Origin of the sequence: uncultured Acidaminococcus sp., from assembly GCA_900538365.1 — a bacterium.
Lineage (GTDB): Bacteria > Bacillota > Negativicutes > Acidaminococcales > Acidaminococcaceae > Acidaminococcus.
In genome coordinates this window covers 57,373-82,177 of record UPXT01000005.1, presented here as the reverse complement: position 1 = coordinate 82,177, position 24,805 = coordinate 57,373, and the positions used below count along the sequence as shown (strand labels likewise).

The window sequence follows — 24,805 nt, the reverse complement described above, 5'->3', positions numbered from 1 at the left end:
CCGCGAAGGCGGCCGTACCGTTGGCGCTGGTGTTGTTACCGAAATCGAAGAATAAGCGAGCCGCAGAGGCCTAGGATGTGGGACCGACACAGGACAGGTCGGCCCCACATTTTTGTGTTGACATCTGCATCCTTGTATGATAGTCTATATAGGCAACTTTGAGGGATTTTGAATGTAAGTGAGGTGTTAAAACATGGCTGCGAACAACAATCGTATTGGTATTACCCTGGCCTGCACCGAGTGCAAACAGCGCAACTACCAGACCACGAAGAATAAGAAGAACGATACGGACCGTATCGAAATCAAGAAGTACTGCAAATTCTGCAAAAAGCACACTTTGCATAAAGAAACGAAATAAGGTGGAGCAATTATGGCATCGACTCAACTCACTCCCGATGTAAAAAGCTCCGGCGGAGCTCTGGGGTTCTTCCGGGATGTGAAGAACGAAATGAAAAAGGTGGCTTGGCCCAATCGGCGGGAACTGGGTGGATATACGGCAACGGTGATTGTTGCTGCCATCACGTCGTCCCTCTTAATTTGGGCAATTGATGCTGTCTTCTCCGTACTGTTCCGTTTAGTGATGGGAGTGCAATAAGCATGGAAGGTCAAAGACACTGGTATGTCATTCATACCTATTCCGGGTATGAAAACAAAGTGAAACTGAATTTGGAAAGCAAGGTCCATTCCTTAGGGATGGAAGACATGATTTTCCAGGTTCTTGTCCCCATGCAGGACGAACTAGAAAGCAAAGACGACCAGCAGAAGGTTGTGAGCCGCAAGGTATTCCCCGGCTACGTCCTGATTGAAATGATTGTTGACGACCGCACGTGGTACGCTGTCCGCAATACACCGGGTGTGACCGGTTTTGTCGGCACGGGCACCAAACCCATTCCCTTATCCCCACGCGAAGTAGCGCGTATTCTCGGGAAACAGTCCACTGGGAAGAAGGAAGCTTCCGCGGAAGCACCGATTCGCATGAAATGCCCCGTTGAATTAGATCAGACCGTTCGCATTAAGGCCCCTGGTTTTAATGATATGGTAGGAACGGTGGCGGAGATCAGCGACGAACAGCAGAAGGTCAAAGTCATGATCGAAATGTTCGGCCGCGTCACTCCGGTTGAAGTCAACTTCTCTCAAGTAGAAGCAATAGAATAAGATAGGAGGTGGAATTGATATGCCAAAGAAAGTCATTAAGATGGTAAAATTGCAGGTTCCTGCTGGTAAGGCAACTCCGGCACCTCCTGTAGGCCCGGCACTTGGTCAGGCTGGTATCAACATCATGGCCTTCGTCAAGGACTTTAACGCCCGCACCGAAAAACAGGCTGGTCTCATCATCCCTGTTGAAATTACGGTATTCGAAGACCGTTCCTTTACCTTCATCACGAAGACTCCTCCCGCTGCTGTCCTTCTGAAAAAGGCCGCTGGTATCGATAAAGCTTCCGGCGAACCGAACAAGAACAAAGTAGCGACGATCAAACGTGACAAAGTCAAGGAAATCGCTGAAACCAAAATGAAGGACCTGAACGCCGCAGACGTTGAAGCTGCTATGCGCATGGTCGAAGGCACTGCCCGCAGCATGGGTATTGTCGTAGAAGACTGATAGTCAGTCTCAATCAGTGGGAGGCGAAAGCCGCTCGCACCACTAGGAGGAAAAAGTACAATGACTAAAGCAGGTAAGAAGTATACCGATGCCGCAAAGCTGATTGAAGCTGGCAAGGCATATACTCCGAAAGAAGCTGTTGAACTGGTTAAAAAGACTTCTGTCACCAAATTTGACAGCACTGTTGAATGCTCCGTTCGCCTCGGTGTCGATCCGAAGTATGCTGACCAACAGGTCCGCGGTGCTTTGGTTCTGCCCCATGGTACTGGTAAATCCAAGACTGTTCTTGTTTTTGCCCGCGGTGCAAAAGCTCAGGAAGCTCAGGATGCAGGTGCTGACTTTGTTGGCGCTGAAGAGCTCGCTGATAAGATCAAAGGCGGCTGGTTCGACTTTGACGTCTGCGTAGCAACGCCTGACATGATGGGTGTGGTTGGCCGCCTTGGTAAACTCCTCGGTCCTAAAGGCCTCATGCCGAACCCGAAAGTCGGAACGGTTACCATGGATGTAACCCGTGCCGTAAATGAAATCAAAGCTGGTAAGATTGAGTACCGTACCGACAAAGCCGGTAACGTACAGACCTCTATCGGCAAGGTTTCCTTTGATGCTGATAAACTGCTGGATAACTATATTACCCTGATCTCCACGCTGATCAAAGTAAAACCCTCCGGCGCAAAAGGCCAGTATATCAAGAGTGTTACCCTGTCCACCACCATGGGCCCTGGCGTACACATCGATGTGCTGAAAGCCGACAGCAACAAGTAATCAATTCGAAAATGACCATCGGACCGCAGACAGTAGGTGCGTAAGCCTAACGTTGCAAAACGCCTGCCTAGGTCGGAGTGTTTGGATAAATACGACCTCCGGCGGCCTGCCGAGAGGTCTTTTCATTGATTCATATATTTTAATGCAAGGAGGTGTTTCTTGATGCATAGCATTCGTCCTGAAAAGGCTGCAAAAGTAGCCGAACTCAAGGACCTGATGACTGGCTCCAAAGGTATTATCCTCGTTGACTACTGCGGCTTGACCGTAGCAGAAGACACAGATTTGAGAAGAAAGATGCGTGAAGCTGGTGTAACGTACATGGTTGCGAAAAACACCTTCGTCCGTATCGCTGCTAAAGAAGCAGGAATCGAAGGGCTTGACAGCTTCCTCGAACACAACACGGCACTGGCATTTTCTGCTGAAGATCCGGTTGCCCCTGCTAAGCTCCTTTCTGAATTCGCAAAGGACCACAAAGCCCTTGAAATCAAAGCCGGTATCCTTGATGGTGCCGTCATCGGTCTTGACGAAGTCAAAGCCCTGGCAGATCTGCCGAGCCGCGAAGTCCTGCTTGCCAAACTCGTTGGCAGCATGCAGGCCCCGATTTCTGGACTCGTCAACGTCCTTCACGGTACGCTGCGTAACTTTGTTTACGTTGTCGACGCCGTTCGTCAAAAGAAAGAACAGGAATCTGCCTAATGATTGGCTGGATTCTGTGACCTAAACAAATTCTATTTAAAATTTTGGAGGAATTTAAAATGACTAAAGAAGAAATCATGCAAGCCATTGAGAGCATGACTGTGCTCGAACTCGCTGACCTCGTTAAGGCTATGGAAGAAAAATTCGGCGTTAGCGCTGCTGCTCCTGTAGCTGTTGCTGCTGCTCCTGCTGCTGGCGGTGCTGCTGCTGCTGAAAAGAGCGAATTCGATGTTGTCCTGACTGACTGCGGTGCCAGCAAGATCAACGTGATCAAGGTTGTTCGTGAACTGACCGGCCTGGGCCTGAAAGAAGCCAAAGCTGCTGTTGATTCCGCTCCTAACACTCTGAAGGAAGGCGTTTCCAAGGCTGATGCTGAAGCTATGAAAGCTAAGCTGGAAGAAGCTGGCGCTAAGGTTGATCTGAAATAATCTTGGCTGATTGAAAAAGACTGCAGAGGGTTTTCCTCTGCAGTCTTTTTTTGTACTTTGTGAATTGAGAGGGAGGGGACCTTTTTCCTGATTCAGGAAGGCTCCATAAAGCTTGGGGGGCTTTCTTTATCCAGCCTCTTTGATCATGGTAACTAGACGCCTACAAGGCGCCTTTTTAAGCGAAGAGGAAATCATGCTTGCCTCAAGTGCTGTCCTTAACCTAAGCACTGGCAAAGGGCCTCTTTGTGGGGGCCTCTTTATGATAAGGCCGGACCGGTTTTAAGCTCCCATAGGCAGAACCCCCTTGGGAAGGACCGTTACCTGGTTCTTTCCAAGGGGGCTTTCTCATACACTGAAATCACGCAGGTCCTTATCGAGGGCATCGAAAAGGGCATCTGCATCGTGGTCCCGCAGGGCCTTCAAGATATCCTTGTGGTGTTTGCAGTCATCACTGACGTGGAGGACACCGGAATCCATTCCCCAGCGGAACTGGGCATAGGCGCGGCTCATGCGGCTCATGCAGGCAGACAGCTGTTCATCGGCATAGGCGTTGCGGCCCAGACGAAGCAGGGCCTTGTGGAAATCCATATTGCATTCCCAATGTTTGCGGGGCGGTAAATCGTCACGCAGGCACAGTTCATTGAGGGGTTCCAGTGCGGCGATTTGGGGTTCCGTGAGGCTTTTGATGACGCGGGATACGATCCCGTGTTCCAAGTAGAGACGAAATTCAAGCATTTCATTGATATCGTCCATCGTCAGGCGCGTGACTTCGTAGCCATAGCGAGGCATGTTGCGAAGGACGCGCTCGTTACATAGGGTCATCAGGGCTTCCCGGACGGGCGATTTGCTGCATTCGTATTTTTCGATGAGACTTTTTTCATTGAGGATGTCCCCTGGTTGGTATTCCCCTGAAAAAATTCCCTCTAAAATGGCATTTCTGACTTTTTCCTTAAGTGACGGTTCTTTCATGGCTGAACCTTCCTTCCCTGACATAATACCTATATCTTAATCTAATTTGGATAATTTGACAATGATTTATTTCATATTATAACACTATAAATTAAATCCTCCCGGAGTTTCGATCATGATTTTTCAAAAAAGACTTCCCAATTAATCATAACAGTGATAATATTAGTAATATAATAATTCGATTACTCTGATGATTCTTGGGAGGAAAATCAATCATGACATTGACACAGGAAGAAATGAACAATTATACGGCTATTCTGCACGAAGAATTGATCCCCGCTATGGGCTGCACGGAACCCATTGCAATTGCCTATGCCGCGGCTAAGGCAAAAAGCCTCTTTAACGGCGATTTGGAGCGTTTTACCGTGAACTGCTCAGGGAATATCATCAAGAATGTAAAAGGCGTCACTGTGCCCAATTCTGGAGGCCAGAAAGGGATTCCTGCCGCGGCGGCCCTTGGTATCGTGGGCGGCGACAGTGATAAGGCCCTTGAAGTCATCGCCGGTGTGACGGATGAGGACCGGGAAGCCTGCCGTAAGCTGGTCGAAAGGGAAATCTGCGAAGTGACGCTGGCTGAAGGTGTAGCCAATCTTTATATTGATGTGGCCTTGTATGGCAAGGATCATATGGCGGAAGTGATTATCGATGGAACCCACACGAACATCGTGAAGATGGTCCAGGACGGAACCGTCCTTTTGGACCGGACGGAAGGGGCCCAAAGCGCTGGAAGGAGGGGCAAAGGGGACCGGACCAAGATGACTTTCCAAGGGCTCATTGAGTATGCCCGAACCGTGGACCTTGATTCCGTGAAGGCGCTTCTTGAAATGCAGATGTCCTACAATACGGCAATCAGTGACGAAGGCCTGACAGGCGCTTGGGGCGCCGAGGTGGGACGGACCCTCCTTGAAACATATGGAAGCGACCTCAAGTTCCGCGCGGTTGCTCGGGCGGCTGCCGGCAGTGATGCCCGCATGAGCGGCTGTCCGAAACCTGTTGTGATCAATTCCGGTTCGGGGAACCAAGGCATTACGGTTTCCCTGCCCGTCATCACCTATGCCGAGGCCTGGAAGAAGAGTCATGACGAGACGCTCCGTGCCCTTATTGTCAGCAACCTGGTCTCTATTTATATCAAGCACTATATTGGGCCTCTTTCCGCCTTCTGCGGCGCGGTGAGTGCTTCTACCGGGGCCGGTGCGGCCATTACTTTTATGGCCACGGATGGAGACGCCCGGAAAATGGCCATGACTGTCACCAATACCCTGGCCAATGTGGGCGGTATCCTTTGCGACGGGGCCAAACCCAGCTGCGCTGCCAAGATTGCATCGTCCCTCCAGGCAGCGCTTATGGCTCATGCCATGAGCATGAAGGATCGGGTCTTTAAAGGCGGGGAAGGGATTGTGGAAAAGGATATCGAGGATACCATTCGCAATATTGGGTACATCGGCAAAGTTGGCATGAAGGGGACAGATACGGACATCCTTAATGTCATGATCGGTCAGATCGATCCCAAGGATTACGTTTGCTGACCTTGTTTATGGGGAAGGCTTCTTTAGGGAAGCCTTCTTCTTTTTTTTAAAACACCTTGCATTTTACTAGGAAATAGGCTATACCAAGGAGTAAGAGCGGGGCGATTTGTCCCCTAAAGGAGGGCTTTCTATGGAAATCAAGGAACGAGTAAGGGCCATGGAAGACGAGCTCGTGAAGCTGCGCCGCTATTTTCATGCCCACCCTGAACCGTCTTGGAAAGAATTTGATACGCAAAAAAAGATCATGGCTTATTTGAATGAATTGGGCATTGCCTATGTCCCATCGACCACGTCCGGGCTCATTGCTACCCTTAAAGGTCCTTATTCGTCAGACCATATCATTGGCATCCGCGCTGATATCGATGCCCTTCCCATCAAGGAAGAAACCGGGGCCCCTTATGCGTCGGAAAAGGACGGGACCATGCATGCCTGCGGCCATGATGCGCATATTGCAATCCTTTTGGGCACGGCTAAGGTCCTTGCCGCCATGAAGGACGAACTGACCGTGACGGTGCGTTTTTTGTTCCAGCCGGCGGAAGAAGACATTGCCAACAGCGGTGCTGCGTACATGAAGGATGAGCCTCTTGTAAAGGAATGTGAACGGCTCATTGCCCTCCACATTTGGAGCAAGATCCCTGTTGGTACGGCATCCCTGCGTTATGGACCGGTCATGAGCGCGGCGGATACCTTTGATGTGTATATCGATGGAAAGGGCGGTCACGGCGCCCTGCCGCATCAGACCATTGATCCCATTGTGGCTGGGTCTCAGTTTGTGAATGCACTTCAGACCGTAGTCAGCCGCGAAGTCAACCCTTTGGAACCGGCCGTCCTATCGGTGACCACTTTTCAGGCGGGGACGACGAGCAATGTCATTCCTGCATCGGCTCATCTGTCAGGGACAGCCCGTACCTTCAGCCCCACGCTGCGCGAGGCCTATCCCGGCATTCTTGAGCGGGTGGCTCGCGGCGTAGGGGAAACCTCACGGGCCAAGATCCGTACAGAATACCATTTTGGCCCGCCGCCTGCGATCAACGATGCAGCCTGCGTGGATACAGGACGCAGAGCCTGCGGGACAGTCTTTGGCAAGGATCATCTTGTTGACTGGGAGCTGCAGATGGGCGGCGAGGACTTTGCCAAATATAAAAATCCCAAAGCCCTGCTCCTTTTGGGCGGCGGTTTTGCTGACGCGTCACGGCGCTATCCGCAGCATAGTCCTCACTATGATATCGATGAAAAGGCCCTTTTATTGGGTGTCGAATATTTTGCCGAATATGTACGGGAATGGGAAAAGGAACTTTCAAAGTAACGTTACAAAAATTGCACAGCATAGGAGAAATGGGCAGGAATTGTTGCCTTTTTTCTCCTATGTTTTTTATTTCATCCTAAAAATAAAAACGTTGAAAGCATTTCATAGGGGATGAAAAAATGTTCATGGGAAAAGTCTTGTCCGAATCATGACCTTTTCAGTATAATATAAAAAGTTTTAGAGAAAATTTTACATCTTATTATTATTCTCAATCGAGGGGGTACATTATGGACTTCAACTTTGTCGCATTTTTCTTCAATCCCTTGGTCCTCTTATTTTTTACCATGACCTTGGGAAACCTTTTTGGCGAACTGAAGATTGGAAAATTCAAGTTCGGCATTACAGGCACCTTGTTTGTTGGACTTGTCATTGGTTATTTCCTGACCCAATATGCAGCGGGCATTCCTAAAGGAAGCCGCTATTTTGCCTCTGCCATGGCCGTCATGCAGGGAAAGGTCATTCCCGGTCCGCTTATGAATCTGGCACTTCTTGTCTTTATTGTGGGGACGGGACTTCTTGCCGCCAGTGATATGAAGTATGCCTTGACAAAATTTGGTAAGCAGTTTATTATCCTCGCCATCTTCATTCCTTTTGTCGGAGCCGTTGCTTCCTATGGGTCAAGTCAGCTCCTGCAGGATATGAGCCCTTTCCAGATGACGGGGACCTATACGGGCGCCCTCACAAGCTCCACTGGTCTTGCCGCGGCTACAGAATCGTCTGACAGCGAGGCCAGGCGGCTGGGCATGGAATTTAACAGCCAGCCGGAATCGGCCAGGAAAAAGATCATTGCCATCATCAACAGCGCCCGCGTCCGCGATGCCAAGCTTCGTCATGAATCAGCACCGGCTCCGCTGACGCTGGAAGGGACCCAGTCCCTTTCCCAAGAAGATATTGAAGTCTTTGTCACGGAGGCAAAGGCCGGCGTTGGTGTGGGACACTCCATCGGATATCCTTTTGGGGTCCTCTTCCTGATCCTTGCCATCAACCTGATTCCAAAGATCTTTGGTCTTGATGTCGAAGACGAAAAGAAACGGTACTTTGCCCAAAAGGCTCTTGATATCAAGAATGACGCGAGCCTTGTGACGGAAAAACATCAGGAAGTCGCCATGGACTTCATCGGCTTTTCCCTTGCCGCCTTCCTGGGGTATGTGGTCGGTTCCATCCGCATCTATATGGGACCTTTGGGCTGGTTCTCCCTCGGTGCAACTGGCGGAGCCATCCTTGTTGCCTTGGCCTTGGGCGCCCTGGGACAGCTTGGTCCCATCCATTTCCGTATGAACAGCACTGTCCTTGGTAAGATGCGGACGTATTTCCTGTCCGTCTTTCTTGCTGGAACGGGCCTCAACTATGGGTTCCGTGTTGTTGATGCCGTGACGGGTGATGGGTATATGGTGGCCATCATTTCAGCTCTGGTTGCCATCATCTCCATTCTTGCAGGCTTCCTGTTGGGCCATTATGTTTTCCATATCAACTGGACACTGCTTTCCGGTGCCATTACGGGCGGCATGACGAGTGCTCCGGGCCTCGGCGCTGCTGTCGATGCCCTGGAGTGTGATGAACCGGCTGTTTCCTACGGGGCCACACAGCCTCTTGCCACCTTCATCATGGTCATCTTCTCCATCATCATCCATAAGCTTCCGCTGTAAAAAAGCAAATGTAACGCCCTTCACCCAAAGCGCCATGCACCTTTGGTGAGGGGCGTTTTAGCTTTCCTGGGGGCAGCGCTTTGCGGTTTCTTACTCTGGAGATGACCTTATCTTATAAGATACGCGGCGCTGACCATATGGCTGATGCCAGATGCTGGTTGTTTTCCTATGGGTCTTTTGGTATCACAGCCGCCCATCAAAAAAGCCCCTGCTATTGCAGCAGGGGCTTTCTGACCATTCTTTATTCTTTTTTAAATGCTTCTTCGTCAAAGGTTCCCATGATCTTATCCACGACAATGGCGTTTGTCATGGAACCGGATACGTTCAGCATGGTGCGGCCCATATCGATGATCGGGTCAATGGCAAGGACGGGAGAGATGGCAGAGAAGTAGGCTCCAAGACCAGTCCCACTGAGGGAGACAGAAGCGGCCATGGTCGCAGTCCCGGGAACACCGGCAATGCCGATGGACCCCAAGGCAATAACCACTACGCTCATGACAAATAGGGTCAGGTCAAAAGGAATGCCTGATACATTGGCGATGTAGACCACCACGAGGCCGGGGAAGACACCGGCACAGCCCTGCATCCCTGCCGTTGTCCCAAAGCTTGCCACCGTGTTGGCCGTTGTTGTTGAAACGCCAAGGCGATTGGTGAGGGTTTCGACCGTAAGGGGCAGGACGCCCATGGAAGAACGGGAGGTAAAGGCAAGGACAAGGGGACTTTTGGATTTCCTGAAATAGGTGAGAGGATTTACGCCAAAAACGGTGAGCAGGAGCGCTTGTGCAGCAAACATAATGGCAAGGCCCACATACAGCAGGATAATGAAAAGGCCCATATCCATGACAGCCTTAAGGCCTCTTGTAGCAAGGGTATTTGCCAGCAGGGCAACTACGCCATAGGGCATGAGGCCGATGATAAAATCACAGGTCCATCCCATGATGAGGTGGAGCTCGTCAAAGAGCTTTGTAAAGGCGTCCAAGCTGTTGGTGCCTGTTTTCTTGATGAGCTGGGCAATGCCGCCGATGACAGCGCCAAAAATGACGACGGCAATGACATTCGTATCGGCCATAGCCTTGACCGGGTTCATCGGGATCAGGGCCCGGAACGTATCGACGACGGGTTTTACGTCACGCATTTTGCTGGCGCCTTCCACAGCGCTTGAGCCGGCACCGAGACCAAAGAGGCCGCCCAGGGATAGGCCAACGATGGCGGCCAGGGCGACCATACCGAGGTTTGTGGCAAGCATGGCGCCAACGAGTTTCTTGAGGTTTGTTCCTTCATTCATATGAAGGATGACGTGGATGATGGAAGTAAGGACCAAGGGGACAACAAGCATGCGGATGAGGTCGATGAACCCGCCGCCGACAAGGGAATACCATTTGGTGGCCTCCTTGATAAAGACCACTTTTGTCGGAGCGTCCGGAAATCCGGCGAGGACCTGGATAAAAATCCCTAGGAGGGCACCCGATACGGTACCGATGGTCACGAGTTTCCCAAAGGAGGTGCCTTTTTTCTCCAAATGATGGATCATGGCAAGAATCAAAAGAAAAAGGAGGAGAAGAAAAACGGTGGTGGGGTGACTGATCATGAGAAATTCCTTGAAAAAGTGAAGTTCCATAATGTACATCCTTTCTGCATAAAATATACTGCGTAAGTATGAATTAATTTGAGAGTATACCCACAGACAGTGAGTTTGTCAATAATAATTCGTTAAAAGGGATCCTTAGAAAGAGTGCAGAAGGAAAGGTGCGTAAAAATCAAGGAAGGAACGGGCTCTCTTGGAGAATTAAAAATTAAAAAAAGGGGGTTGCAAAGGAAGCAGACTCATGCTATACTATGCACAGTTAGTGAAGACTAACCAGCAGTTCAACACAGTTCTTTTGACCCTCTTTTCTTTCATGTGTAATGGTTAGTTTTAGCTAATTACAACTTATTTTTCGCTTTCTTCCCTCTTCGTTTTCACTCCCCTGGAACGAAGGGGGAAAGGGGCGGATTGGGAGGTACGTATGGAACGTCTTTTGGAGATGGAACTTGTTCGGCAGTGTGCGCCGACCTTGGCAGGACTCAAAGCGGCCAGTCTCTTCCGTTTTGTTTTCCCACCTTTGGTCAGCCCCTTTGCCTTGATCAGCCGGATTGCCATACGGCTGGCGAAAAGGAACCTTTTCCTCGAAATGCTGAGTTTTGACATGGTAAAGCGCAGCGGCCTTCTGTTCGTATATCGTCCCTGTCACCTTGACCGCATCATGAAGGAGGATGGGGTACCGGAATTTTTCAGCTCCCTGGGCTATACCGGTTCCCACTGGCAGGATCACCTAGCCGAGATTTCCTTACGACTCGCAAAGCGGGCTTCCTTCCCCCATGAAATTGGAGTTCTCCTTGATTATCCCCTTGATGATGTGAAGGCGTACATGGCTTCTCCCAAGGAAAAAGGCCTCTGCTCGGGCTGTTGGAAAGCTTACACCAACCCCGCCCGGGCACGGCACTTTTTTGAAAAATGCCAGAATTGTACCCGTGTTTATTGTGAATGTTTTGCTCAAGGCCGTTCGCTGGAACAGCTTCTTGTGGCATAAGTTTTCTGTGGGGCCATTTTTGAACCCTTATTTTAAATTTGCGAAAGGACGATTGACATGAAAAAAACAGCTGTAATCTATTGGAGCGGAACGGGCAATACGGAAGCGATGGCCAATGCCGTCGCTGAAGGACTGAAAGAAGCGGGTGCTGATGTTTCCGTCATGACTGCCGCAGAAGCTGCAAGCCTTGATCCCAGTGCCTATGATGGCCTTGCTTTTGGCTGTCCCGCCATGGGAAGCGAAGTTCTTGAAGAAAGTGAGTTCCAGCCGATGTGGGATGATGTCAAAGGAAAACTGTCCGGTAAATCCATCGTTCTTTTTGGCTCTTATGGGTGGGGCAGCGGTGAATGGATGGACTACTGGAAAGATGATGCTGTCGCAAGCGGAGCCACGCTTGCTGCCAATCCGTTGATCCTTAATGGCGCCCCCGATGATGATGGCCTGACGCAGTGTAAGGAGCTTGGGAAAGCCCTGGCATGAGCCTTTCCTTAAGCTTGTCATAGATAGATCTCCCCTGTACAGCCTTTTTAAGGCACCCTAAGATCTGGAACGTACCTCTCTTCGTTCCAGGTCTTTTTTTTGCTGCCAAAAACTTGTCATTCTTCTAATAGACTAAAAATCATATCAATAATAATATTACACAATATGACAAATATGTGATATAATCCATCTATTCTTGTATCAACGTATCGCTAAAAGTTTTTTCAAGAAAAGATTGCTGACCCGTTGACAAATACATAGCTTAATAGTATGATATGAACATATTGTGAAAGGCAAGGAACGGAACAAGTACCATAAGAAATGGCCGCTAGAGAGACCTGCACACCGGTGCAAGCAGGTTCGGATCCAGTTTTTGTGGGAATGCCTCCGCGAGCTGGATGGCTGAAATAAACAGTAAGCTGTCACGGGGTCCGCCCCGTTACCAAGGATGTGAGACTGGGACTTTTCCCAGTGAATGAGAGTGGAACCACGAACCGTCGTCTCTTAGGAGGCGGGGGTTTTCTTTTTTGGGGAAAAGAGGGAAGTTGCCGTGTTCATGCAAAAGAAAAAAGCGGCGGAACGCTGGGGCGGTTTTGTCTGTCCCCACACACTCATCATCATCAGGAAGGAGATAGGAACCCATGATTGAATTCAAGCATCTTAGCAAACGCTTTCCCTCAGCATCAGGCATGATTGATGCCCTTCAGGATGTGAACCTTTCCATTGCCGATGGAGATATCTTTGGTGTCATTGGCTTCAGCGGCGCCGGAAAATCGACGCTCCTGCGCATGGTGAACCGCTTAGAGGACCCTACAGAGGGAGAAGTCCTCATCAATGGCGTCAATATCTTGGCCCAAAGCCATGATGCACTGCGGCGCATGAGAAAGAAGATCGGCATGGTTTTCCAGCAGTTCAATTTGCTGGAGAGCCGAACCGTCTATGAAAATGTGGCTTTGCCCCTGATTCTCAACAAGACTGACGCGGTGCAGATGGAGCGGACCGTAACGACATTGCTCCAGTTTGTAGGTCTTTCTGATAAGAAGGATGCCTATCCCAGTCAGCTTTCAGGCGGGCAGAAGCAGCGTGTAGGGATTGCCCGCGCGTTATCGACCAACCCTTCCATCCTTTTGTGCGACGAAGCCACAAGTGCCTTGGATCCCGTGGCTACGGAGCAGATCCTGCAGCTGTTGAAGCGAATCAATAAGGAATTGGGCATTACGATCCTTATCGTCACCCACGAGATCGACGTCATCCAAAAGATCTGCAATCGGGTGGCTGTTATGGAATTGGGGCGCGTCGTGGAACAGGGATCTGTTCTGGATGTTTTCAGCGATCCCCAGAAAGAGATCACGAAACGCTTTGTAAAGACGGTCATCCCCAATGAAGTGCCGCGGTCCGTCCTTGAAAAACTAAAGGCTGAAACGAGGCCTTACCTTCTTCTCAGGGTCCGTTTCCTAGGGGACGAAGCTGCGGAAAATCTGTTTTATCATCTCAATCATGACCTAGGCGTTGAAACCAATATCCTTTTTGCCAATGTCTGTGAACTGCAGGGGGAGGCATTGGGACTGTTCATCCTTGAAATCATTGACGAACAGGATGGCGTTCAAAAAGCCAAGGCCTACTTTGATGAACATGGTCTTAGTTGGAAGGAGGTTGATGCGTAATGCCGGAACTTGGTGTTTCCCATGCGCAGCTGATCCTAGCGGCCAAACAGACTGCCTACATGGTCTTTGTGTCGCTTGCGGCCGGCACAGTCATTGCTATGATCATGGCTTTTGCCCTGGTGCTTACAAGAAGGGACAGCATCCTGCCGAACCGTTTCATCTATGGGCTCCTTAATACGATCATCAACACGGTCCGTTCCGTTCCGTTCATCATCCTCATGGTCTTTATCATGCCCCTGACCAAGATGGTTGTTGGAACGAGGATTGGGACAACCGCTGCTTTGGTGCCGCTTGTCATCTTCATTGCCCCTTATCTCACGCGTCTTTTTGAAAACTCCCTGCTTGATGTCGATCGAGGCATCATTGAAGCCGCTCAGGCGATGGGAGCCTCCTATTTTGAAATTATTTGGTATTTTCTCCTGCCGGAAGCGAAAGGGTCCCTCATCCTTTCCATTACGACGGGGACCATTGGCCTTTTAGGGGCCACGGCCATGGCCGGTGCCATTGGTGCCGGCGGCGTCGGGGATCTGGCCCTGACGTATGGCTATGAACGGATGAATACACCGCTCATGTTTCTAACGGTAGTCATCCTCATTATCTTTGTGCAGATCATCCAAACCGTGGGCAACCATTTTGCCTTTAAATCAAGAAATCATGAATAGGGAGGAATCATCATGAATCTTACGAAGTGGAAAAAAACGCTGGGCGCAGCCCTTGCCGTCCTTGTCTTTGCCGGTCTTGCCGCAGGCTGCGGCAGCGATAAGAAACAAGCCGCGGATAAGAAGGAACTGACCTTCAGTAAATCCCAGGGACCGTACAGCGACCTTTTTGAAAAAGGGGTCAAGCCCATCTTGGAGAAAAAGGGCTATAAGATTACGGGCAAGGATATGAGTGACCTGCTCCAGGCGGATATCGCCCTCAATGAAGGGGAAGTGGACTTTAATGTCGAGCAGCATACGGCTTATATGGAAAACTTCAATAAGAAGCAAGGCGGTCATCTTGTTGCCCTGACCCCGATCCCGACGGTGCCAGCTGGAATCTACGCAGGCAGTAAGACGAGTCTTGACCAGGTTGCAGATGGGGATACCATTGCGGTTCCTAATGACGCTTCCAATACGGCCCGGGCCTATGCCCTGCTCCAGAAGGCCGGCTGGATCAAATTGGATCCAAAAAAGGACCTTGCGACGGTCACCCAGCAGGATATTGTGGAAAATCCCCATCACCTGAAATTTACGGAAATGAAGTCCCTCAATATTCCGTCCGTCCGGACTGACTTTGCCTATATTGTCATTACCGGGTCCATCGTCTATAACGCCAAGATCGATCCCAGTACGGCCCTTTTGAAGGAGACCATCCTGCCGCACCTCCTGCTCCAGCTCGTTGTGAGCGATAAGAACAAGGACGCCCAGTGGGCCAAGGACGTTGCTGCCGCCTATAAGTCCCCGGAATTTGCTGAATATATGAAGAAGAACAATACGGGACTGTGGTTTGACCCGAACAATGAAAAGAAATAAGGAATCGATGAAGGAGGCTGTTGCGCAGGCAATGGCCTCTTTTTTAGGGAAAGGAGCCTTCCTATGAACAAAAACCTATGCCGCGCCCAACAGGCCTTTAAGGACCTTGTCACTCTGCGCCGTGACTTTCATGCCCATCCGGAGCTATCTTGGAAAGAAACGCGGACGCAGCAAAAAATCCTCGAATATCTGGATAAATGGGGGATTCCTGCCGTCGCTTCAACGGGGACCGGGGTGATTGCCACGCTGGAAGGCGCAAGGAACAAGGACGTCATCCTTGGCATCCGGGCTGATATAGATGCCCTGCCCTTGACGGAAGCTGCCCATCCGTCTTATGTGTCACAAAATCAAGGATGCATGCACGCCTGCGGTCATGATACGCATATTGCCATGCTCCTTGTGACGGCTCGTCTCCTTGCGGAAAAAAAAGATGACCTTCCGCTGACCGTGCGTTTCCTCTTTCAGCCAGCCGAGGAATTTATTGCCGATAGCGGCGCCCTCCACATGAAAGAGGACCCTCTTGTAAAAGTGATTACGCGCATGATTGCTGTCCACATCCAAGGCATGCTGCCCTATGGGATGGCCAATCTTCAGGAAGGCCCCATCATGGCAGCGTCCGATACCTTCGATATATTCATCAAGGGCAGGGGCGGTCATGGGGCCCATCCGGAAGAAGCCATCGATCCCATAGCGGCTGGCGTTGCCTACTATAATGCCGTCCAGACCTTGGTGAGCCGGGAAACCAAGGCCCTTGATGCTGCCGTCATTGGCATTACTTCCTTTCAGAGCGGCGAAACGAGCAATGTCATCCCCGAAACGGCCCATCTTATGGGAACCTGCCGTACTTTCAGTCCGATTCTGCGGGAACGTTTCCCTAAGCAGCTGGAACGGCTCGCCCGCGGTATCGGGGAGGCGACACGTACGACCATTGAAGCTTGTTATCATTATGGAACGCCGGTCATGGTGAATGATCCGTCTGTTACGCGGACAGGCCTTGCGGCAGCGGCCGCTATCTTTGGTCGGGACAAGGTCATTACGGAAGAGCCCCGGATGGGCGGTGAGGATTTTGCCAAATATGATGCGCCTAAGGCAATGCTTTGCCTAGGCGGTGGGTTTGAGGATGAAAAGAAGCGCAAAGCCCAGCACAATCCCCAGTTTGATATTGATGAACGGGCCCTGCCCCTAGGTGTGGCTTATTTTCTGGAGTATGTGGATGAATATGGCAGGGAGCTTGAGGGGGCTCTCATCTAGTAGGAGGCGGCCGCCTTTCGTGATATAATGAAAAAAAACCAGAGGTGGAACCATGGAAGACCTGAAACTGAAAAATAAGATCGATGCTTATATTGATGCCCATCAAGCGGATTATGTCAGTCTTCTTTTTGCGATTGCGTCCCTGCCATCTCCGACGGGGAACGAAGCGAAAAAAGCAGCCTTTATCCTCAAGACATTGCAGGACATGGGGGCTGAAGCTGCCCATCTCGATGCAGTGGGCAATGTAGTCTATCCCTATCAGCTGAACAAAGGCGAGGAAAAATCCATTCTCTACACAGCCCATATGGATACGGTTTTTGAAGGCGTGGATGAGATTGTGCCCGAAATCGACGGTCATATCATGAAGGCCCCTTCCATCGGCGATAATAGTTCCAATGTGGCAGCCCTTCTTTTTCTCATCAGGATGTTCCATGAGCTCAAGCTGCGCGTTCCGGCCATCTTTTGTTTCAATGTTGGGGAGGAAGGCCTGGGCAATCTTCGGGGTGCCCATCAGTTGATGGAAAATTGGCAGGAGAAAATCCGCGCGTTCATTGCTGTTGATGGAGACAGTGAACGCTTTGTGAATGAAGCCGTCGGCTCCCATCGCTATGCCGTCCATGTTGTGACGCCCGGCGGCCACAGCTTTGCCAATTTTGGTGAGAAGAATGCGATTGCGGCGGCAAGTGCCATCATTGAGGAGTTTTATGGTCTCAGCGTTCCCCACACACCGAAGACGACGTATAACGTGGGCACCATCCAAGGAGGGCGCACGGTCAATGCCATTGCAGCGGATGTGGAATTTACCGTCGATATGCGTTCCGTTTCCATGACGGAACTCCAAAAGCTGGACGCAGCCTTTATGGACATCCTGAAGCGTCATGAGGCAACCGACGTCACCCTTGAAACCTTGCTCCTGGGCAAGCGCCCCTGTGGTGACGGCCCCCTGCAGGATGAAATCTACGAACGGATCATGCGCATCCGCCGCCGGGAAGGAAAAATGACGAAATGGGCGGCAAGTTCGACCGATGCCAACATTGCCCTTTCCCGAGGACTGCCGGCTATGGCCTTTGGTGTGGGCCACGAAAAAGGCGTCCATACCTTGGATGAAGAACTGGATCTTACGAGCCTTGCACCGGGACTCAAACAGCTTGCAGCCTTCATTCTTAATATCTAATTTGTAACGAATGATACATGGAGTAACAGGATGTGCATCGATTTCCCTTCTTTTCAAATTTTTTGTTGACAAGAAGGGAAACAGGTCGTATGATTGCACCATCAATTGAATAACCCTATCAGAAACCAGTGATGTGGAGATAACGTCAGAAGATGTGCGCAAAGAGAGTCCGGGACGGTGGAATCCGGATCGTGGCAGTCTGGCAAATGGACCACTGAGGGTGCGTAGAAATCTTCGGAGAGTATGGCGCAACGTGCCAGCCGCGTTAAGGCTGAGGAATGTGTTGGCATTCTGCAATGAGGTGCGCGGCTTTTGCTGTGCAGCAAGGTGGTACCGCAGGTCTTTCGCCTGTCCTTGTAAGAGGACAGGTGTTTTTATTTTATCAGGACCTTTTGGGCGGGTATCTGGCGTTTGTCAACCAGATACCCGCTGTTTTTTATGTGAAGGAGGAAATGATCGTGAAAGAGACAAGTTTGACTGAGGCAAGATGCCTTGCTAAAAGTGGGGGCGCCGTCCCCATCGTCCGGCAGCTTTTGGCGGACATGGTGACGCCCCTGGGGCTCATGAGTCTTATCCGGAAGGACCATGACCGCTATTTTCTCCTTGAAAGCCTGGAGGGCATCGATGCTCGGGGCCGCTACTCCTTTATCGGCTATGACCCGCTTCTGCGCCTGTCGGCCAAGGATTTTGCCGTTACTGTGGAAACCCGTAAGGACACTCAAAAAAGCGGCAAGGCGCCCCTTGATCTCATCCGGAACTATCTGAAGGAATATCAAAATCCGAAGGTCCCTGGCCTGCCGCCTTTTACCGGAGGCTTTGTGGGGTACTTTTCCTACGATTTCATTCAGTACTGTGAACCGAGCCTGCGCTTTGACCCGAAAAAGGCCACGGATTTTCCCGATTTTGACCTCATGTTCTTTGATAAGGTCATCGTCTTTGATGCCTTTAAACAGACACTCTTTCTCATTGCAAACGCCAAGGCTGACGCAATCGACGAGACGTACAGGAAGGCCATAAGGGACCTTGATGCTATGGAAACCCTCGTGAAGACCCCTGTCCAAGCGCCTCAGGAAGAACCGGCCCACTTGGGACCCATTACTTCCAACCAGACGCGGGAAACGTACAATGAAAACATCGCCCGCATCAAGCATTTCATCCGTGAAGGCGATATTTTTCAAGCCGTTTATTCCCAGTGCTTTTCTGCTTCCTATGATAAGGACCTCTTTTCCTTTCACCGCGTCCTCAGACGAACCAATCCCTCCCAGTACATGATGCTCATGAAACTGGGGGATACGGAAATTGCCGGCTCTTCACCGGAAACGCTCATCCGTCTTGAAGGACGCACCATTACGAGCATGCCCATTGCAGGGACGCGGCGCCGGGGAAGGACGGAGGAAGAGGATAAAAGGTTGGAAGAGGACCTGACACAAGATACCAAGGAACTGGCCGAACATAATATGCTTGTTGATCTTGCCCGCAATGATGTAGGGAAAGTGAGTGAGTTTGGCAGCGTCAAGGTTCATGACCTGCACCATGTTAAACGCTTCTCCCATGTCATGCATCTGACAAGCCGCGTGACAGGGCAGCTCAAAAAAGGCCTTGACGCCATTGACACGCTCTGTGCGGCCCTTCCGGCAGGGACCTTATCCGGGGCCCCGAAAATCCGGGCCTGTGAGATCTTGGACGGCCTTGAACCGCAGCGCCGCGGTCCTTATGGAGGCGGTATCGGCTACCTTGATTTATCGGGGAATATGGATATCTGCATCACCATCCGGACAGCCGTCAAACGGGGAGATACTGTTTATTTCCAATCGGGCGGCGGTATCGTGGCAGATTCCGTAACGGAAAATGAATTCCAGGAAACCCTCAACAAATCAGGCGCCGTAAAAGACGCACTTATGAAAACAGCGGAGGCAGAGTGATGATTCTCATTATAGATAACTACGATAGTTTCACGTACAACCTCTACCAAGCAGTAGGAACCCTGACCCCTTCCGTTCAGGTTGTACGGAATGATTCCCTGACCGTTTCCGAGGCAGCTGCCCTTCACCCCCAGGCCATCATCCTTTCCCCTGGACCGGGCAAACCGAAAGATGCTGGCATAACGGAAGCCGTCCTGCGGGAACTGAAGGGACAGGTCCCTATCCTAGGGGTCTGCCTGGGTCATCAGGCCATGGGAGAAGTCTTTGGCGGGACCGTAACCCTGGCTCCGCATCTTGTCCACGGAAAGGCGGACGACATCAGCCTTGACCGCTCCTGTCCGCTGTTTAAGAATCTTCCGCCCGTCATCAAGGGGGCCCGTTATCATTCCCTAATTGTGGAAAAGGAGAGTCTTCCACCGGAACTCCTAGTCACGGCGGAGACTCACGCTGGAGAAATCATGGGGCTGCGTCATAGGGACTATGAAATCTACGGGCTTCAGTTTCATCCCGAATCCATCATGACGCCCTTGGGCGCCGTAATCATCGAAAATTTTCTGCGCCATGTCGGTGCACTTTCCTAAGGAGGTCAGATCATGATTAAAGAAGCCATCATCAAATTAGTGGGAAAAGGGGACTTAACTTACAAAGAGGCTCATACTGTCATGCTGGAAATCATGGGCGGAAAGACGACGCCTACACAGAACGCTGCGTTTTTGGCAGCCCTTTCTACAAAGAGTACGAAAGCAGAGACCATTGATGAAATTTCCGGCTGTGCTGAAGCCATGAGAAGCCTGGCAACGCCGGTCCCCCATCCGGGAATGGAAGTCCTCGAGATTGTTGGAACCGGTGGGGACGGGGCCCATTCTTTCAACATTTCAACGACGTCAGCCATGGTTCTTGCCGCAGGTGGCGTGAAGGTGGCAAAACACGGCAATCGGGCCGCTTCTTCGCTGTGCGGCACAGCCGACTGCCTTGAGGCCTTGGGTGTCAAGATTGACATGACGCCGGAAAAGGCTCTTTCCATGCTGCAAAAGACGAACTTCTGCTTCCTCTTTGCCCAAAAATATCATAGTGCCATGAAATATGTAGGCCCCATCCGTAAGGAACTGGGTTTCCGCACGGTCTTCAATATCCTGGGTCCCCTTACGAACCCGGCAAAGCCGGAAATGTTCCTTCTTGGTGTTTATGATGAATACCTTGTCGAACCGATTGCCAAGGTCCTTGCAAATCTTGGCGTAAGACGGGGCATCATCGCTTATGGTAGGGAAAAGCTGGATGAAATATCCCCAAATGGCCCGACCGTCATCTGTGAAATCAGGGATGGCTATTATCGCTCCTCCCTCATTCGCCCCGAGGATTTTGGCCTTATGCCTGGCACGAAGGAAGACCTCCTTGGCGGGACACCAGAAGAAAATGCCCGGATTACGCGCGATATCCTTAGCGGCAGGATCGGGGGCACGAAACGTAGTGCCGTACTCCTCAATGCCGGCGCAGCCTTCTTTGTGGCCCAAAAAGCGGAATCCATCAAGGAAGGAACTACCCTTGCAGCCTCTCTGATCGATAGCGGAAAGGCCCTTGCGGCCCTTGAAAACATCATCAAGGAAAGTCAGCAGTAAAGGAGGTCGCCATGATTCTTGATACCCTTGCTGACGCTGCCCGGGAGCGGACGAGGGCGCGTCAAAAGGAAATCAGCTTTGCCAAGATGCGCCATTTGGCAGAATCCCTTCCTCAAAACCGGGCGGGATGCTTTCAAAAGGTATTGCAGGAACCGGGTCTTCACATCATCGCGGAAGTAAAAAAAGCATCACCGTCAAAAGGGCTGATTGCACCTTTGTTTCCCTATGAAACAATTGCCGAGACCTATGAAAAAAGCGGTGCGTCCGCCATCTCTGTCCTGACGGAACCGACGCGGTTCTTGGGAAAGGATGCTTATCTTGAAGCCATCCGGCGCCGCGTCAAGGTACCTGTTTTGCGCAAGGATTTTACCATCGATCCCTACATGGTGTATGAGGCGCGCTGCCTTGGCGCAGATGCCGTCCTTCTGATTGCGGCCCTTTTATCGGATGCGGAGCTGTCCGAGTACCGTCAGATGGCGGAGAGCCTCGGTATGGATGCCCTTGTCGAAGCTCATGACGAAAGGGAAGTGGAGCGGGCCCTTAAGAGCGGAGCTGCCATTCTGGGCGTCAATAACCGGAATCTCAAGGATTTTACTGTCGATATAGGAAACAGTCTCCGCCTGCGGCCCCTTGTCCCGCCGGGAATCCCTTTCATTGCGGAAAGCGGGATCCATGATGGAGCGGCTGTCAAACGCCTTGCAGAGCATGGTGTCAGCGGTGTCCTCATTGGGGAACTCCTCATGAGGAGTCCTTCCATTGAGGCCAAGATGAAGGAACTTATGGAGGCGGCAATATGACCGTCATCAAGATTTGCGGTCTGCGCCGCCTTGAAGATGCCGCCATCTTGAACCGGGAAAACGCCGACGCGGCTGGATTTGTCTTTTATCCCCCAAGCCGCCGCTTTGTAAGGCCGGAGCTTGCTGGGAAAATCAAAAAGGCCCTGCGTCCATCGATAAGGACTGTCGGCGTCTTTGTCAAGGAAAAGCCTGAAAGGATAGCCGCTCTTCATGAAGCAGGCATCATCGATATGGCCCAGCTTCACGGGGATGAATCCCCTGATGATCTTGCCATGGTCCGCAGTTTGACCGATATGCCCCTTATCAAGGCCATCCGTGTGAGAAGCCGGGAGAGCCTCCAAAACCTTGACCAATATGATTGTGACTATTTTCTCCTTGATGCCTTTACAAATGACTACGGGGGAAAAGGCAAACGTTTTGATCTATCTCTCCTTGCAGGGATAAAAATTCCCAAACCTTTTTTTCTTGCCGGCGGCCTTACGGCAGCAAACGTGGCTATCCTCATGACAAGTGTCCACCCTTACGGAGTGGATGTCAGCAGTGCAGTAGAAACGGATGGCATCAAGGATGCCCAAAAAATCCATGCTTTTATTAAAGCAGTCAGAAGAAAGGATGAAGAAGATGAGTAATGGAAGATATGGAGCCCACGGCGGGCAGTATGTACCGGAAACCCTGATGAATGCGGTCCTGGAACTCCAGAAAGCGTACGAAACCTATAAGAAAGATCCCCAGTTTATCAAGGAGCTGCAGCAGCTCTATCATGACTACGCCAATCGGCCGAGTCTCCTTTACTATGCGGAACGGATGACCCAGGACCTTGGCGGTGCCAAGATCTATCTCAAACGGGAAGACCTGAACCATACAGGGGCCCACAAGATCAATAATGCCTTGGGCCAGTGCCTCCTTGCAAAGAAAATGGGCAAAAAGCGCATCATTGCAGAAACGGGTGCCGGTCAGCACGGCGTGGCAACCGCTACGGTAGCTGCTTTATTGGGCCTTGAATGTGTGGTCTACATGGGAAAGCTGGATACGGAGCGTCAGGCCCTCAACGTGTATCGCATGAAACTGCTTGGTGCCGATGTCGTTCCCGTTGAAACAGGGACAAAGAGCCTCAAGGACGCCGTCAACGAAGCCCTGCGTGAGTGGAGTGCTCGCTGCGAAGACACAGCTTACTGCATTGGCTCTGTTATGGGGCCCCATCCCTATCCCATGATGGTCCGCGATTTCCAAAAAGTCATTGGTGAGGAAGTGCGCCAGCAGATGCTGGAAAAAGAGGGGCGCCTGCCCGACGTGGCCATGGCCTGCGTAGGCGGCGGCAGCAATGCCATGGGGCTTTTCTATGACTTCATCCCCGATCCGTCGGTCCAGCTCATCGGGGTGGAGGCGGCTGGACGCGGCATCGATACGGCTGAAACGGCAGCGACCATTTCCTGCGGCCGTCCAGGTATCTTCCATGGCATGGAATCCTATTTCCTGCAGGATGATGACGGCCAGATTGCACCGGTTTATTCCATTTCCGCTGGTCTTGATTATCCGGGCATTGGACCGGAACACGCCCATCTTTACGATACAGGGCGCGCCCAGTATGTTGCTATTACAGACGATGAAGCGGTTGCTGCCTTTGAATACCTGTCCCGCACGGAGGGCGTTATCCCAGCTATTGAAAGTGCCCATGCCGTGGCCTACGCCATGAAATTGGCGCCGACCCTTCCTAAGGACAAAATCATCGTCATTTGCTTATCGGGCCGCGGAGATAAGGACGTTGCGGCCATTGCCAGATATAAGGGGGTCGATCTTCATGACTAGATTAACCGATGCATTCAAGAATAAAAAAGCCTTCATTCCTTTTGTGACCGCCGGTGATCCGGACCTATCCACGACGGAAGCCCTCATTTATGCCATGGAAGAAGCAGGGGCCAGTGTCATTGAACTGGGAATCCCTTTCAGTGATCCCGTTGCGGAAGGGCCTGTGATCCAAGAAGCGGATAACCGTGCTCTTGCCGCGGGCTTCCGCATTGATGCCCTTTTCGACCTGCTTGAAAAGGTGCGGGAAAAAACCGAGATTCCCCTGGTATTTTTGACCTATGCCAATCCGATCTTTACCTACGGACGGGAGGCTTTCTTTACGCGCTGTGCCAAGTCAGGCATTGACGGCGTCATTGTACCGGACGTCCCCTTTGAGGAAAGGCAGACCCTGCTGCCCTTTGCCCAGGAAAAAGGAATTGCGCTCATTTCCCTGATTGCGCCAAGTTCCCATGAGCGAGTCCAGATGCTTGCCCGTGAAGCAGAAGGCTATATCTATCTTGTTTCCAGTATGGGCGTGACAGGCGTCCGGGAGAAGATTACGACGGACCTAAAGGAAATTGTCGAAAAGATCCGGGAAGTATCCAATCAGCCTGTTGCCGTTGGCTTTGGGATTGCCCGTCCCGAACAGGCGGCGCAAATGGCGGCCATCAGTGATGGGGCCATCGTGGGAAGTGCCATCGTAAAACTTGCAGCAAAGTATGGTAAAAAGTCTGTAGGACCTATCCGCGATTATGTCCGTTCCATGGTGGAAGCGGTCAAGGCGTGAGCCGCTAGGAAGGAGGGATGCGCCTTCCTTCTTTTTGGATTCTAGATAAAATAAGAAAATAGAAAAAAATCTGAAAATAGTATTGCACATTGTATACAAAGATGCTATAATGCACTCGTAAGTTAAATTTACCCCTCATTTGGCCCTTGTTTTTCAAGGGCTATTTTTTTGCGCTCTTGAGGGAAATCAAGGAAAAATGGCTGGTCATCCTTCCGGCAAAGAAGCGACGTGGGTGAAGAAAAAGGCTTTTCTTTGAATTGAATATATTGTGAAAAAATATTGACCTAAAAATAATGAAAAAGTATAATAGCG

The 24,805-nt window shown here is 51.0% G+C and carries 26 protein-coding genes and 1 other annotated feature; of the genes, 24 read left to right on the top strand and 2 right to left on the bottom strand.

The features are described 5' to 3' along the window. The first annotated feature begins 193 nt into the window (after positions 1–193). From rpmG to rplL, 7 genes are all read left to right on the top strand, one after another. Positions 194–358 (top strand): 50S ribosomal protein L33, encoded by a 165-nt coding sequence (rpmG, locus tag QZQ08_RS02125; RefSeq protein ID WP_009016449.1) that lies wholly within the window; start codon positions 194–196, stop codon positions 356–358. A 12-nt stretch (positions 359–370) separates the two neighbouring features. Next, on the top strand, positions 371–595 hold the full coding sequence (gene secE, locus QZQ08_RS02120) for a preprotein translocase subunit SecE (RefSeq protein ID WP_009016450.1): 225 nt from the start codon (positions 371–373) through the stop codon (positions 593–595). A gap of 2 nt (positions 596–597) precedes the next feature. Further along, complete coding sequence (nusG, locus tag QZQ08_RS02115; protein WP_296327130.1) at positions 598–1,155, top strand: transcription termination/antitermination protein NusG; 558 nt, start codon at positions 598–600, stop codon at positions 1,153–1,155. A gap of 19 nt (positions 1,156–1,174) precedes the next feature. Continuing rightward, a complete protein-coding gene (gene rplK / locus QZQ08_RS02110) occupies positions 1,175–1,600 on the top strand; it encodes a 50S ribosomal protein L11 (RefSeq protein WP_009016452.1) in 426 nt (141 codons plus the stop codon). Between the two features lie 60 nt (positions 1,601–1,660). Continuing rightward, a complete protein-coding gene (gene rplA, locus QZQ08_RS02105; protein WP_009016453.1) occupies positions 1,661–2,362 on the top strand; it encodes a 50S ribosomal protein L1 in 702 nt (233 codons plus the stop codon). Between the two features lie 162 nt (positions 2,363–2,524). Further along, entirely contained in the window at positions 2,525–3,058 is a 534-nt protein-coding gene (gene rplJ / locus QZQ08_RS02100) for a 50S ribosomal protein L10 (RefSeq protein ID WP_296327124.1), read from the top strand. 59 nt (positions 3,059–3,117) lie between these two features. After that, a complete protein-coding gene (rplL, locus tag QZQ08_RS02095; RefSeq protein ID WP_296327122.1) occupies positions 3,118–3,486 on the top strand; it encodes a 50S ribosomal protein L7/L12 in 369 nt (122 codons plus the stop codon). Between the two features lie 345 nt (positions 3,487–3,831). Here the strand turns inward: rplL and QZQ08_RS02090 are convergent, their stop codons facing one another. Then, positions 3,832–4,455 carry a GntR family transcriptional regulator gene (locus tag QZQ08_RS02090; RefSeq protein WP_296327120.1) on the bottom strand — a complete coding sequence of 208 codons (624 nt, stop codon included), beginning with the start codon at positions 4,453–4,455 and terminating at the stop codon, positions 3,832–3,834. A 215-nt stretch (positions 4,456–4,670) separates the two neighbouring features. On the opposite strand from QZQ08_RS02090, the gene QZQ08_RS02085 reads away from it, so the two are divergent. The 3 genes from QZQ08_RS02085 to QZQ08_RS02075 all read left to right on the top strand — a co-directional run bounded on the left by QZQ08_RS02085 (position 4,671) and on the right by QZQ08_RS02075 (position 8,933). Continuing rightward, positions 4,671–5,981, top strand: a complete 1,311-nt coding sequence (locus tag QZQ08_RS02085; protein ID WP_296327117.1) for a serine dehydratase subunit alpha family protein — start codon at positions 4,671–4,673, stop codon at positions 5,979–5,981. Between the two features lie 130 nt (positions 5,982–6,111). Then, positions 6,112–7,287 (top strand): M20 family metallopeptidase, encoded by a 1,176-nt coding sequence (locus QZQ08_RS02080; protein WP_296327115.1) that lies wholly within the window; start codon positions 6,112–6,114, stop codon positions 7,285–7,287. A gap of 227 nt (positions 7,288–7,514) precedes the next feature. Further along, positions 7,515–8,933, top strand: a complete 1,419-nt coding sequence (locus tag QZQ08_RS02075; RefSeq protein ID WP_296327113.1) for a hypothetical protein — start codon at positions 7,515–7,517, stop codon at positions 8,931–8,933. Positions 8,934–9,174: 241 nt separating this feature from the next. On the opposite strand, the gene QZQ08_RS02070 is transcribed toward QZQ08_RS02075, so the two are convergent. Beyond that, positions 9,175–10,551 (bottom strand): cation:dicarboxylate symporter family transporter, encoded by a 1,377-nt coding sequence (locus QZQ08_RS02070; RefSeq protein ID WP_296327111.1) that lies wholly within the window; start codon positions 10,549–10,551, stop codon positions 9,175–9,177. Between the two features lie 388 nt (positions 10,552–10,939). Here QZQ08_RS02070 and QZQ08_RS02065 point away from each other — a divergent pair, with 388 nt between their 5' ends. The 14 genes from QZQ08_RS02065 (at position 10,940) to trpA (ending at position 24,493) form a co-directional block, all read left to right on the top strand. After that, entirely contained in the window at positions 10,940–11,503 is a 564-nt protein-coding gene (locus QZQ08_RS02065; protein ID WP_296327109.1) for a DUF3793 family protein, read from the top strand. A 57-nt stretch (positions 11,504–11,560) separates the two neighbouring features. After that, positions 11,561–11,983 (top strand): flavodoxin, encoded by a 423-nt coding sequence (locus QZQ08_RS02060; protein ID WP_296327107.1) that lies wholly within the window; start codon positions 11,561–11,563, stop codon positions 11,981–11,983. A gap of 287 nt (positions 11,984–12,270) precedes the next feature. Next, positions 12,271–12,491 (top strand) — a binding site (T-box leader). Between the two features lie 133 nt (positions 12,492–12,624). After that, complete coding sequence (locus QZQ08_RS02055; RefSeq protein WP_296327105.1) at positions 12,625–13,647, top strand: methionine ABC transporter ATP-binding protein; 1,023 nt, start codon at positions 12,625–12,627, stop codon at positions 13,645–13,647. Continuing rightward, a complete protein-coding gene (locus tag QZQ08_RS02050; RefSeq protein WP_296327101.1) occupies positions 13,647–14,309 on the top strand; it encodes a methionine ABC transporter permease in 663 nt (220 codons plus the stop codon). Before QZQ08_RS02055 ends, QZQ08_RS02050 begins: the two co-directional genes overlap by 1 nt. Before the next feature lie 12 nt (positions 14,310–14,321). Then, positions 14,322–15,161 carry a MetQ/NlpA family ABC transporter substrate-binding protein gene (locus tag QZQ08_RS02045; protein ID WP_296327099.1) on the top strand — a complete coding sequence of 280 codons (840 nt, stop codon included), beginning with the start codon at positions 14,322–14,324 and terminating at the stop codon, positions 15,159–15,161. 63 nt (positions 15,162–15,224) lie between these two features. Beyond that, positions 15,225–16,412: a M20 family metallopeptidase gene (locus QZQ08_RS02040; RefSeq protein ID WP_296327097.1), complete on the top strand. Its 1,188-nt coding sequence runs from the start codon at positions 15,225–15,227 to the stop codon at positions 16,410–16,412. Between the two features lie 52 nt (positions 16,413–16,464). Continuing rightward, a complete protein-coding gene (locus QZQ08_RS02035) occupies positions 16,465–17,586 on the top strand; it encodes a M20/M25/M40 family metallo-hydrolase (RefSeq protein ID WP_296327095.1) in 1,122 nt (373 codons plus the stop codon). A 452-nt stretch (positions 17,587–18,038) separates the two neighbouring features. After that, positions 18,039–19,508: an anthranilate synthase component I gene (gene trpE / locus QZQ08_RS02030; RefSeq protein WP_296327093.1), complete on the top strand. Its 1,470-nt coding sequence runs from the start codon at positions 18,039–18,041 to the stop codon at positions 19,506–19,508. Beyond that, positions 19,508–20,089, top strand: a complete 582-nt coding sequence (locus QZQ08_RS02025) for an aminodeoxychorismate/anthranilate synthase component II (RefSeq protein ID WP_296327091.1) — start codon at positions 19,508–19,510, stop codon at positions 20,087–20,089. The genes trpE and QZQ08_RS02025 overlap by 1 nt, the downstream gene beginning before the upstream one ends. 12 nt (positions 20,090–20,101) lie before the next feature. Further along, positions 20,102–21,124 carry an anthranilate phosphoribosyltransferase gene (gene trpD / locus QZQ08_RS02020; protein WP_296327089.1) on the top strand — a complete coding sequence of 341 codons (1,023 nt, stop codon included), beginning with the start codon at positions 20,102–20,104 and terminating at the stop codon, positions 21,122–21,124. A gap of 11 nt (positions 21,125–21,135) precedes the next feature. Then, on the top strand, positions 21,136–21,921 hold the full coding sequence (gene trpC / locus QZQ08_RS02015; protein ID WP_296327087.1) for an indole-3-glycerol phosphate synthase TrpC: 786 nt from the start codon (positions 21,136–21,138) through the stop codon (positions 21,919–21,921). Then, on the top strand, positions 21,918–22,550 hold the full coding sequence (locus QZQ08_RS02010; RefSeq protein ID WP_296327086.1) for a phosphoribosylanthranilate isomerase: 633 nt from the start codon (positions 21,918–21,920) through the stop codon (positions 22,548–22,550). Before trpC ends, QZQ08_RS02010 begins: the two co-directional genes overlap by 4 nt. Continuing rightward, positions 22,543–23,727: a tryptophan synthase subunit beta gene (gene trpB, locus QZQ08_RS02005; protein WP_296327084.1), complete on the top strand. Its 1,185-nt coding sequence runs from the start codon at positions 22,543–22,545 to the stop codon at positions 23,725–23,727. Before QZQ08_RS02010 ends, trpB begins: the two co-directional genes overlap by 8 nt. After that, the gene (gene trpA, locus QZQ08_RS02000; protein WP_296327082.1) at positions 23,720–24,493 is read left to right on the top strand and encodes a tryptophan synthase subunit alpha; all 774 of its coding nucleotides are present in this window, start codon (positions 23,720–23,722) and stop codon (positions 24,491–24,493) included. The genes trpB and trpA overlap by 8 nt, the downstream gene beginning before the upstream one ends. Positions 24,494–24,805: the final 312 nt, after the last annotated feature.